Here is an 11750-nt window from a genome sequence, read left to right on the forward strand (position 1 = left end):
ATTTATACAAACATATGTGTTACTTAACTCGCTATGTGCGTTTTTATATACTTATAAAATCTGAAAAGTTTCAATAAACTACTCTATCTTTACAAAACATTGCTTTGACAACCGCTATCTTTGCAGCTATCCAAATACAAATCTATTAATTTGATATTGAATGCGATAATAACTTGATATTAAATGTACAAAATTATGCAATTAGCTTTCTTGTCAAAAAAACTTTATTTGAACAATATTTGAGTTTCCAAATAAGCAGTTACTAAGCATATCAGGAAAAATTTACGTGTTTTGAAGATTCTCTACAAAACTTGAGTATTCTACTGTGTAGCTCAACAGTTTGTCTTCTTGAAATGTATAAAATTGCCGAGTATTTTACTATTTTTGATTACGTAGATAGATTTAGTAATGTTTGTACTCATTATTTGTTCGGAGTATTAAGACTAAGTACAAAGATGGTTTGGATACTTTTTTTACTTTTCTCTCAGCATAATCATGATTGACAAAAGCGATATTTTTTGAAAACATTCATTACATATTTTGAAAAACTTATTATGATAGAATAACTTTCTTTCAATTAAGTGACTACAGCGTAAAATATAACTTTAGCTAGAGGTCTTTTTTATATGTGTCGTTTGAAAATCTTAGTGGTCGAGTATGAAAAAAAAAAGGCATTAGATATAAAAAAATTATTGCAAAACTTAGGTCACTTTGTTTCCGAAATAACTGAAGATGAAGAGGGTGCAGTAAAAAAAATGGAAGAAATTAATCCAAATTTAGTATTATTTAATATTTCTTTATCCGGAAAAAAAGACGACGTTAAATTGGCTGATGTTATTATGAATGATTATCAAGTTCCAGTTTTATCTTTAACCGAAAGATATTCGATAATAAAAAAAATAGAAAGAAAACTAACAGAATCTTTGAACTATATTAATGAACCAGTAGCCGAACAAGACCTACAGATTGCTATAGAAATGGCAGTTGACAAGCATCAAACGAAAAAACAATTTCAGGAACAACAGCAAAACTTTATGGCAATTCTTAAAAGTATGGGTTGTGCAGTCATGCTCACAGATACTTGTGGTTGTATTCATCTAATGAACCCAATAGCAGAAGAACTAACAGGATGGACACAAGAAGAAGCGGTGACTAAAAATTTAGCAGAAATATTAAGTTTAGTTGATAAAGATACAGGTATTTTGCGCAAGGATTTAGCTACACAAGTTATACAGACGGGTGTGGTTTTGAATTTACCAGAAACTTTAACATTGATTGCTAAAGATCATACCGAAATCCAAATTGGGGGAAATATTGCACCCATCCGCGATGATGATGGTAGTCTTATTGGTGCAGTTGTCGTTTTTCAAGACATAACTCAACGCAAACAAACAGAAGCACAACTTGTACGGAATGCTTTTTATGATGCGTTAACAGGACTACCGAATAGAGTTTTATTTTTGGAAAGACTAAGCCAAGTATTTGAGCGTCGAAAAAGACGGAACAATGAGAACTATGCTGTCTTGTTTTTAGATGTGGATGGCTTTAAGGGAATTAACGATACTTTTGGGCATAGTGCGGGTGATAATTTCTTGATAGAGATTGCTCGACGTTTAGAATCATGCTTACGTAGTGCCGATACTGTAGCGCGATTTGGTTGTGATGAGTTTGCTATTCTCATCGAAGATATTAAAGATCTTTCTGATACAATAAATGTTGCTCAGCGTATTCAAGAAGCTTTAAAATCACCAATTTACATAGAAGAATATAAAATCTCAATTTCAGCTAGCATTGGTATTGCTCTAAGCTGTTCTAATTATGAACAGCCAGAAAGCTTACTACGGGATGCTGATATGGCAATGTACGATGCAAAGCAACAGGGAAAAGCTCGTTATGTTGTATTTAATTCTCAGAACTTATACCAGATGAATAGACGCAAAAAATAATTAGTACGAATATGTAACTGCTCGTGATTATGCAGTAATAGAAAAAATCAATCTTGGTATTTGTAAAAATAGGAATATGATCTATTTTTAGTTAATATTGACAATTTGATAGATTGGGGCGATGTTTGTCGTATCATAATCAAAAATAAGAAATTCTGTTATGGAAAAAACAGAAAAACAGAAAATGCTGGCAGGCGAATTGTATCTTGCTTCCGATTCAGAATTGATTGCTGGAAGAAACTTTGCACTTAGTCTACTGAGAAAGTATAACTCTACAACCGAAGAACAATTGGAGGAGCGAGCGCGCGGAGCGCACGCTTTGCGAACGCAAATTTTACAAGAATTATTTGGTCAAGTAGGACAAAATATTAATATCATGCCACCATTTCAGTGTGACTATGGTAAAAATATTTATGCAGGCGATCAATTCTATATGAATTTTGGCTGTGTGATTCTAGACTGTAACACAGTTCATATTGGGGACAACGTTTTGTGTGCTCCCTATGTTCAAATTTACACGGCATATCACCCAACAGATCCAGAAATTCGCCTTTCTGGTAAAGAACTCGCTGCGCCAATAACAATTGGTAATAATGTCTGGATTGGTGGCGGTGCAATTATTTGTCCTGGTGTGACAATTGGCGACAATACTACTATTGGTGCTGGTAGTGTTGTTGTCAAAGATATACCTGCAAATGTTGTTGCAGTTGGCAATCCCTGTAGAGTCATTCGACACTTGTAATCTCTTAAATAACAATTGTTTCTAACTGCGCTATCAGATATTATGACAACTAATATGTATAAGTGTATTTAGAGAAGGAGTAGTTTTTTTGGTTACCATCAAAGCTTTGTCAGTGACTGCTGGTGCAGCATTGATATTCTGCGGTACAGCGAAAGTAGCAGCGGCTGCAACCTTTAATGATGTGGCTCGCTACAGTACGACAATCTCCGCTAATAATGACATAGCTGATATATACTATCCCAACCCATCGAACCTGAAAACTGGCAACTACTCCTTTCCTGTTGCACTGTTATTGCAAGGTGCAAATGTCGATAAATCAGATTACTCAGAATATGCCAGTATAGTAGCTCGCTACGGATTTGTAGTGGTTGTACCCAATCACCCAAGATCTCTTCCCCAGTACGGATTCACGGGACTGCTACCAGAAACTTCACAAATTGACGCTGTTCTTGTACAGATGAAAACAGAAAATTCCAATTCTGTTTCGCCTGTTGCTGGTGTTGTTAATACACAAAAACTAGGCTTACTCGGTCACTCCGCAGGAGGTGTAGTCGGGTTATTTGCTATTGCAAATCTCTGCCTTTCCCCTGTTCAATGTGAAGGTTCCTTCAACCGACCAAATGAACTTTTAGCAGGAGCGTTTTTTGGTACAAACCTTCGTGATCAAAATGGAGTGTTCTTTCCTATTAATAATTCAGGAATTCCTCTTGCTTTATTACAGGGAACTCGTGATAGCAGAGCTCTTCCAATTAACGCTCAAAAAACTTACGAGCAGATCCAGAACCCCCCTAAAGCGTTGATTAGTATTTTGGGTGCTAACCACTATGGCATCACGAATACTAATAACCCTACTGGTCCAATACCAGATCCTAACACACCAACTATCCCTCAAGGTGTAGCAGTGGAAACTGTTGCCCGTTGGAGTGGACTCTTTTTGCGTGCCAGTATTCTTGATGACAAAACTGCTTTTGATTATGTGTATTCCACAGGTGATGCTCTAGATCCAAACGTGAGCGTGATTAGTCAAGCTAAACCTGTTCCTGAATCATCTTATACATGGAGTTTGGTGACACTAAGTGCTACTACTGCTGTGTTGGGACTAAAGAAACTCAAACCACACAGGCACGCAAGACCTAACAGCTGGTAATCACTTATTTCCAAATACTTTTACACCGATTGTATGGGTATTCTAATTCTGGATTGATAGTAAGTCGTGCTCAAGCACTGGGGTTTATCCGTACCCAGTGCTTTTTTGTTATTTCTTTAATTTCATTTATACTGTGCTGGGCATTCTAACTCTGAGTAAGAGTTGTTGCCTTCAAGCACTGGAGTATCCTAATTCTCCAGTGTTTTTTTATTTATGTGGGTTTTCATAAATTGAGTTGACCCCTGAACGCGAGATAATATAGTGCAGCACCACTTTGTCAGTTTATGAGCATTATCGTCTTTGGCAGTATCAACATAGATCTGGTTGCAACAGTACCCCGCTTACTAGTTGCAGGTGAAACGCTGCTGGGACACGATTTTTTCAAAGTACCAGGTGGTAAAGGTGCCAATCAAGCAGTCGCATCAGCACGACTAGGAATTCCTACTCACATTGTAGGACGCATAGGTGCAGACAGTTTTGGTACAGAACTTGTCAACAGTCTCCAAGCATCGGGTGTCCAAACAGATAGTGTGTTTGTAGATGAAACTGTGAGTTCTGGTGTTGCCATGATCACTGTAGATGTCAAGGGTGAAAATCAAATTATTGTCATTCCTGGTGCGAATGGACGCGTTAATCAGGAAGATGTGGAAAGATTATCACATTTATTACCAACAGCTAGGGCACTGCTTTTACAATTTGAAATTCCTATGCCTGCGGTAGTCGCAGCTGCCAAAGCTGGACGAAAAGCTGGAGTGACAGTTATTCTCGACCCAGCACCAGCGCAGAAGGATATACCAGATGAACTTTACTCTTTGGTAGACATTATCACACCAAATGAGGTGGAAGCAGGAGGACTGGTAGGTTTTTCTGTGGATGGAGAAGAGTCGGCAATTAAGGCAGGGGAAGTTTTACGGCAACGGGGTGTGAAAAATGCCATTGTGAAACTTGGTGCCAAAGGCGTTGTTTGTTCCACTCCAAAAGACACCTTTTTTATACCTGCGTTTCCAGTTCATACGGTTGACACAACTGCTGCGGGAGATGCCTTTAATGGTGGTTTGGCTGCGGCGCTTTGTGAGGGACTTTCTTTGCGTCAAGCGGTGGTTTGGGGTGCAGCCGCTGGTGCTTTGGCTGCAACCAAACTAGGGGCGCAACCTTCGCTTGCAGATAGGATGACGTTTGATGCGTTTTTGCGTCAAACAGGTGTTACGTGAAAGAATCCAAAATCCGCTATCTACTTGCCAATATCCTCGTTCCATAACTCAGGTTTCTCTTCAATAAATTCGCTCATCATTTGTTCGCATTCATCAAGATTGAGGTCAATCACTTCCACACCGTGGGATACCATGAATTCTTTAGCACCTGGAAAAGTTTTTGATTCTCCAGCGATAACTTTTTTAATGCCAAATTGTACAACCGCCCCAGCGCACAGATAACATGGCATTAAGGTTGAATAGAGTGTTGTACCCCTATAACTGCCGATTCTACCGGCATTGCGGAGGCAATCGATTTCGGCGTGGGTGACTGGATCGCCGTCTTGCACACGCTTGTTGTGTCCTTTGCCGAGAATCTTGTCATCCTTGACGAGAATGGAACCGATGGGAATTCCGCCTTCTTGTCTGCCTTGTTTTGCTTGTGCGATCGCAGCTTGCATAAACTCATCCATTTTTTCATTCATTTTTTTATTCTCCATGTCTAAACAACTTGTCTTGATGGATCACGATGGTGGTGTAGATGATTATCTAGCAACTATGCTGCTGATGACTATGGATCACATACAACCACTAGGTATTGTCGTCACTCCAGCAGATTGCTATGCCGAACCAGCCGTAAGTGCTACACGTAAAATTCTAGACTTAATGGGGCGTTCTGATATCAGAGTTGCTCAAAGTACTGTACGGGGTATTAATCCTTTCCCTCAACTCTATCGCCGTGATTCATTTGTTGTTGATCATCTTCCTATTCTCAATCAAAGCGAAACAATTCGCACACCACTGCTTGCAGAACCTGGTCAAGATTTTATGATAAAGGTGTTACAAGAGGCACCAGAACCTGTTACGTTAATGGTTACTGGTCCGTTAACAACAGTAGCAACTGCACTCGATAAAGCACCGGATATTGAAGCGAAAATTCAAAGAATTGTTTGGATGGGAGGTGCTTTGAATGTTGGTGGTAATGTGGAAAAAAATTGGGAACCAGGACAAGATGGTTCCGCAGAATGGAACGTGTATTGGGATCCAATTTCCGCAGCGCGGATATGGCAAACCCAAATTGAAATTATCATGTGTCCTTTGGATTTGACTAACACTGTACCTGTGACATCAGAAATTGTTTACAAAATGGGAAAACAACGCCACCATCCCATATCTGATTTAGCGGGACAATGTTATGCACTGGTTATTCCCCAAGACTATTATTTCTGGGATGTGCTGGCGACGGCTTATCTTGCTCATCCAGAATTCTATGAATTGCGAGAGTGGGAAACAGAAATTATCACCACTGGTTTGAGTCAAGGACGTACCCAAATAGTGCCAGGAGGGCGTAAGATTTTTGCTATGGTTCAAGTAGATAAAGAAGCTTTTTACACTTATATTTTGCAGCAGTGGGCACGTTGAATTTTTAACCACTTACCCAGTCAAAAAGATAGGAGATAGGAGATACGAAATGAGTCATCTAATTGGCGTAACACTCCGTAATCGATACAAAATATTCCAATGTCTGGGGGGTGGGGGTTTTGGTGATACTTACTTGGCTGGTGATTTAGATTTACCAGGACAACCTCAGTGTGTCGTCAAACATCTTAAACCAAAAGACTTAAGTTCTGCTGTTTTGGCGATCGCCAAAAGGTTATTTGAGACAGAAGCACAAACTCTATATCGCTTAGGCAATGCACACAGCCAAATTCCCAGATTGTTCGCCCACTTTGAAGAAAAGGGGGAATTTTACTTAGTTCAGGAATTCATTGATGGGCATGACTTGACAAAAGAAATTATTCTGGGCAAATCCAAGGATGAGCAAGTTGTCTGTAAACTTTTGAAGGATATCTTGGAAGTTTTGGCATTTGTTCATCAACAAAACGTCATCCACCGAGATATTAAGCCACAGAATTTAATGCGGCGGAGCAAAGATGGAAAAATAGTGTTGATTGACTTTGGGGCAGTTAAGGAAATCAGTGCTTTGAAAGTCAACCCTCAAGGTGAAAGTAGCCTGACAGTACCAATTGGTACTCCTGGCTATGTGCCTATCGAACAACACTATTCTCGTCCCCAGTTCAGTAGCGATATCTACGCGGTGGGAATGATTGCTTTTGGTGCATTGACTGGGTTACACCCTAAACAGTTACCACGAGATGCCAATAATGGTGAGTTGTATTGTGCTTTGTTTCCAGACAAGATTAATATTAGCCCCAGTTTTGCGCAAATTTTAGATACGATGGTGCGCAACGACTATCGTCAGCGTTATCAAAATGCGACTCTTGCTTTGCAAGCCTTGCAGCAATACTTAAATATCTCTCAAACGTCAACACTTGTTCAACCACTACCACCAAAAGTTACCCCAATTTCTCCTAAGCCAGATGCTGAAACTCCAATTGTCCAAAAGATTTGGCAATTCTTTCGGCAGTTGTTTGGTGAAAGTACACCTAACAATCCTCAAGCACCAAATATTATTACTCCCAAACCACCTTCTACTTTTGGGAGTTTTGAACAACCAGAAGGACAAGTTAGCTTGCAATCTGCTTTTTATGTAGAACGTCCACCCACTGAAGCTGATTGTTACGAAACAATTTTACAACCAGGGGCGCTGATTCGGATTAAAGCACCCCGGCAAATGGGTAAGACTTCACTTTTGACACGTGTTCTTGATCATGGAACACAACATGGTTGTCAAACTGCATATTTGAACTTTCAATCAGCAGATGCAGAATTTTTCACCAGTCTGGATAAGTTCTTGCAGTGGTTTTGTGGCAGCATTGCTCAGGATTTGAATCTTGAAAATAAGCTCACTGAATATTGGCAAGGTGTTTTGGGTAGCAAGGATAAGTGTACAAACTACTTTCAAAGATACTTGCTTTCAGAAATTCATAATCCAATCGTATTGGGTTTGGATGAGGTGGATCAAGTTTTTCAATATCCGCAAGTCGCCTCAGAATTTTTTGGCTTACTACGCGCTTGGCATGAAACATCTAAGAATAAAGAAACTTGGAAAAAACTACGCTTGGTGATTGTGCATTCCAAGGAAGTTTATATTCCTTTGAACATTAATCAGTCACCGTTTAATGTGGGATTGCCAATTGAATTACCAGAGTTCAATTCCTCACAAGTGCAGGATTTGGTGCAACGACACAAGTTGAATTGGACGCAAGAAGAAATCAACAAACTCATGGCAATGTTAGGGGGACATCCTTATTTAGTTAGGAAAGCACTTCATGAAATTGCTCGTGGCAGAATTAGCTTGTCGCAATTATTAAAAATTGCTCCTACAGAAGAAGGTTTTTACAATGATCATTTGCGTAGGCATTTGAGGAATTTACAAGAGGATAGCAAGTTAGTTACTGCTATTAAACAAGTTGTTGCTGCGACTCATCCAGTACGGGTAGAAACGGGTTTGGCGTTTAAGTTACGCAGTATGGGGTTAGTGAAGTTTCAAGGTAATGATGTTATGCCTTTGTGTGATTTATATCGGTTATATTTTCGGGAGCATTTGGGGGGGAATTCATGAGTTTAGCACCCTACCCATCCTTTGCATTCATGATTTATACCTCACCCTGCCCTTCGGGCATCCCTCTCCTTATGAAGGAGAGGGAAAAAGAGGGAAAGATTTTTTCTCGTTCCCAGTCTCTGGCTGGGAATGCACTATCGGGAGGCTCTGCCTCCTCTAGCGGCAGAGACATCAAATCTGTAAGCGATAAAAGTGCCATTTTTTCCATATAGTCCCCTAAGTGCATAATTTGATGAGTCTGATCCCTATGAAAAAGAAGATATTGTTGGTTAGCTCTTTAAGCTTTTCTCGTTCTCAGAGACTGAGAACAAGGAAAAGAAAATTAATATGCGTGTTGCATTCATGACTTACACCTCACCCTGCCCTGTCGGGCATCCCTCACGCCAGATGCTACAACGGGGGGAACCCCAACGCCAGATGCCTACGGAGGGAAACCCTCCTGCAGCACTGGCTCCGCAACGCACTGGCTCTCCTTATTAAGGAGAGGGAAAGATTTTAGCGCCGATTCAAGCGAGGGTGAGGTTTTTGCTAGAAATCTTCTCCAATTTCTCTAGGATTCTCTTAAGAGAATCAGTATCTAACTAATCTATAAAAAATTTAAAAAAAGACATCCAAATGAATCAACAATTTCACCAATCATATAAATATCAAGTTGGGGGCAGTCTGCCAAATGATGCTCCCACTTATGTGCAGCGACAGGCAGATGTTGACTTCTACACAGCGTTGAAGGCAGGAGAATTCTGCTATGTCCTCAACTCCCGACAAATGGGCAAGTCTAGCCTGAAGATACGAACGATGCGAAGGTTGCAGGCGGAGGGTTTTGCCTGTGTTGATATTGATATTACAAGCATTGGCACTGCGGAACTCACTTCTGAACAATGGTATGCGGGGATAATTAATGCTATTATCAATAGTCTGGAACTCTACGAAAACTTTGATTTAAATACTTGGTGGTCAAGTGAAGGTTTGCTGTCTCCAGTGAACCGATTAGGTAAGTTTCTTGAAACTGTGTTATTGCAGTCTATTAATAAAAATCTTGTAATTTTTGTTGATGAAATCGACAGTGTTTTGAGTCTGACATTTGAGAGAGATGATTTTTTTGCTCTCATTCGTGAATGCTATAACAATCGGGCGACAAAACCAGATTATCAACGACTCACTTTTGCGCTGCTTGGAGTTGCCACTCCCAGTGATTTGATTCAAGATAAACGCCGCACACCTTTTAATATTGGTAGAGCGATTCAACTCACTGGTTTTCAGTTACAGGAAGCTAAACCGTTAGCGGGCGGTTTGGCGGTGAAAACGAATAATCCAAAAACAGCGATGGCAGCAATTTTGGATTGGACAGGCGGACAACCTTTTCTGACTCAAAAACTTTGCCAGATGATTCTTGATGCTGATGATGAGATTCCAGAGAATAGGGTTGCTGAGTCGGTAGAGGAGTTGGTGCAAACTAGAGTCATTTCTAATTGGGAATCTCAGGATGAACCAGAGCATTTAAAAACGATTCGTGACCGAATTTTACGAGGAGGCGGACAGAGGACAGGTAGGTTGTTGGCAATCTATCAGCAAATTTTGACCTCTCCTTATCAAGGTGGCTTTGGAGGAATTAGTGCCGCAGATACTCCTGAACAAATGCACTTACGGTTGTCTGGATTGGTGGTAGAACAGCTGGGACATTTCAAAGTTTATAACCGCATTTACGAGTCAATTTTTAATTCCAATTGGGTTAATCAACAGCTAAGAAATCTCCGCCCAGAATTCTATGCTACGGTTTTTGATGCTTGGTTGAAATCCAATCAGGATTCTGCACATTTATTACACGGGCAAGACTTACACGATGCTTTGGCATGGGCTGAAGGTAGAAGTTTAAGCAATCAAGATTATCAATTTATCTCTGCTAGTCTACAGTATGAATTCGCGCAGGCGCAAATTAACCTGAAGCAAGCACAACAAGAAAGGGCGCAGGCATTGATAGAAGCCAAAGTCGCACAAGAAGGCACGGAGTTAGAAAGAGCAGGGGTTGCAGCTTTAGGACAGTTTGAATATCAACAAATAGAAGCATTACTAGCGGCGATGGATGCTGGACAAAAGTTGAAAGAACTGGTAAAGGATGGACGACCTTTAGAAAAATATCCTTCTGCTAGCCCCATCCTCGCTTTACAGACAATTGTTGACAATATCCACGAACGGACGCAACTCAAAGGGCATCAGAACAAGGTCATAAGTGCAGGATTTAGCCCGGATGGTCAACGCATTGTCACTGCATCAGTTGACAACACAGCCAAGGTGTGGGATACAAATGGTAAGCAGCTTGCTGACCTCAAAGGGCATCAGAACGAGGTCAGGAGTGCAGGATTTAGCCCGGATGGTCAACGCATTGTCACTGCATCATTTGACGGCACAGCCAAGGTGTGGGACACAAATGGTAAAGAGCTTGCTGATCTCAAAGGGCATCAGGACTCGATCATAAGTGCAGGATTTAGCCGGGATGGTCAACGCATTGTCACTGCATCAGCTGACAAGACAGCCAAGGTGTGGTATACAAATGGTAAAGAGCTTGCTGAACTCAAAGGGCATCAGGACTCGATCATCAGTGCAGGATTTAGCCGGGATGGTCAATGGATTGTCACTGCATCACGTGACCGCACAGCCAGGGTGTGGGATACAAATGGTAAGGTGGTTGCTAACCTCAAAGGGCATCAGGACTCGATCATCAGTGCAGGATTTAGCCGGGATGGTCAACGCATTGTCACTGCATCAACTGACAAGACAGCCAAGGTGTGGAATACAAATGGTAAGCTAGTTGCTAACCTCAAAGGGCATCAGGACTCGGTCACCAGTGCAGGATTTAGCCGGGATGGTCAACGCATTGTCACTGCATCTGCTGACAAGACAGTCAAGGTGTGGGATACAAATGGTAACCAGCTTGCTACCCTCAAAGGGCATCAGGACTCGGTCACCAGTGCAGAATTTAGCCCGGATGGTCAACGCATTGTCACTGCATCTGCTGACAAGACAGCCAAGGTGTGGGATACAAATGGTCAGCTGCTTGCTGAACTCAAAGGGCATCAGGACTCGGTCATCAGTGCAGAATTTAGCCCGGATCGTCAACACATTGTCACTGCATCAGTTGACGGCACCGCCAAGGTGTGGGATACAAATGGTCAGCTGCTTGCTGAACTCAAAGGGCATCAGG

The 11750-nt window shown here is 41.1% G+C and carries 9 protein-coding genes; 8 read left to right on the forward strand and 1 reads right to left on the reverse strand.

The window, feature by feature from the left end:
- Nucleotides 1–626: 626 nt before the first annotated feature.
- From AC5590_RS17080 to rbsK, 4 genes are all read left to right on the forward strand, one after another.
- A complete protein-coding gene (locus AC5590_RS17080) occupies nucleotides 627–1946 on the forward strand; it encodes a diguanylate cyclase domain-containing protein (protein ID WP_169264727.1) in 1320 nt (439 codons plus the stop codon).
- Nucleotides 1947–2106: 160 nt separating this feature from the next.
- Nucleotides 2107–2688 (forward strand): sugar O-acetyltransferase, encoded by a 582-nt coding sequence (locus tag AC5590_RS17085; RefSeq protein ID WP_169264728.1) that lies wholly within the window; start codon nucleotides 2107–2109, stop codon nucleotides 2686–2688.
- Between the two features lie 88 nt (nucleotides 2689–2776).
- Nucleotides 2777–3835: an alpha/beta hydrolase family protein gene (locus AC5590_RS17090; protein WP_169264729.1), complete on the forward strand. Its 1059-nt coding sequence runs from the start codon at nucleotides 2777–2779 to the stop codon at nucleotides 3833–3835.
- Between the two features lie 284 nt (nucleotides 3836–4119).
- On the forward strand, nucleotides 4120–5046 hold the full coding sequence (gene rbsK, locus AC5590_RS17095; protein ID WP_169264730.1) for a ribokinase: 927 nt from the start codon (nucleotides 4120–4122) through the stop codon (nucleotides 5044–5046).
- A 20-nt stretch (nucleotides 5047–5066) separates the two neighbouring features.
- On the opposite strand, the gene AC5590_RS17100 is transcribed toward rbsK, so the two are convergent.
- Nucleotides 5067–5498, reverse strand: a complete 432-nt coding sequence (locus tag AC5590_RS17100) for a nucleoside deaminase (RefSeq protein WP_169264741.1) — start codon at nucleotides 5496–5498, stop codon at nucleotides 5067–5069.
- A 25-nt stretch (nucleotides 5499–5523) separates the two neighbouring features.
- On the opposite strand from AC5590_RS17100, the gene AC5590_RS17105 reads away from it, so the two are divergent.
- From AC5590_RS17105 to AC5590_RS17120, 4 genes are all read left to right on the forward strand, one after another.
- On the forward strand, nucleotides 5524–6447 hold the full coding sequence (locus tag AC5590_RS17105; protein ID WP_169264731.1) for a nucleoside hydrolase: 924 nt from the start codon (nucleotides 5524–5526) through the stop codon (nucleotides 6445–6447).
- Between the two features lie 49 nt (nucleotides 6448–6496).
- Nucleotides 6497–8551 carry an AAA-like domain-containing protein gene (locus AC5590_RS17110; protein ID WP_169264732.1) on the forward strand — a complete coding sequence of 685 codons (2055 nt, stop codon included), beginning with the start codon at nucleotides 6497–6499 and terminating at the stop codon, nucleotides 8549–8551.
- Nucleotides 8552–8878: 327 nt separating this feature from the next.
- Complete coding sequence (locus AC5590_RS17115) at nucleotides 8879–9031, forward strand: hypothetical protein (protein WP_169264733.1); 153 nt, start codon at nucleotides 8879–8881, stop codon at nucleotides 9029–9031.
- Nucleotides 9032–9166: 135 nt separating this feature from the next.
- Nucleotides 9167–11750, forward strand: a 2584-nt coding sequence (locus tag AC5590_RS17120) for an AAA-like domain-containing protein (protein WP_169264734.1), incomplete at its 3' end; no start/stop codon positions are given.

Origin of the sequence: Brasilonema octagenarum UFV-OR1 (assembly GCF_963888615.1) — a bacterium.
In the GTDB taxonomy this organism is placed as follows: Bacteria; Cyanobacteriota; Cyanobacteriia; order Cyanobacteriales; family Nostocaceae; genus Brasilonema; species Brasilonema sennae.

Excerpts from the sequence above, each read along its gene's own strand:
- AC5590_RS17115 (WP_169264733.1), top strand. The coding sequence starts at position 8,879 with ATGCGTGTTGCATTCATGACTTACACCTCACCCTGCCCTGTCGGGCAT.
- AC5590_RS17105 (WP_169264731.1), top strand. The coding sequence starts at position 5,524 with ATGTCTAAACAACTTGTCTTGATGGATCACGATGGTGGTGTAGATGAT.
- AC5590_RS17080 (WP_169264727.1), top strand. The coding sequence starts at position 627 with ATGTGTCGTTTGAAAATCTTAGTGGTCGAGTATGAAAAAAAAAAGGCA.
- AC5590_RS17100 (WP_169264741.1), bottom strand. The coding sequence starts at position 5,498 with ATGGATGAGTTTATGCAAGCTGCGATCGCACAAGCAAAACAAGGCAGA.
- AC5590_RS17110 (WP_169264732.1), top strand. The coding sequence starts at position 6,497 with ATGAGTCATCTAATTGGCGTAACACTCCGTAATCGATACAAAATATTC.
- rbsK (WP_169264730.1), top strand. The coding sequence starts at position 4,120 with ATGAGCATTATCGTCTTTGGCAGTATCAACATAGATCTGGTTGCAACA.
- AC5590_RS17085 (WP_169264728.1), top strand. The coding sequence starts at position 2,107 with ATGGAAAAAACAGAAAAACAGAAAATGCTGGCAGGCGAATTGTATCTT.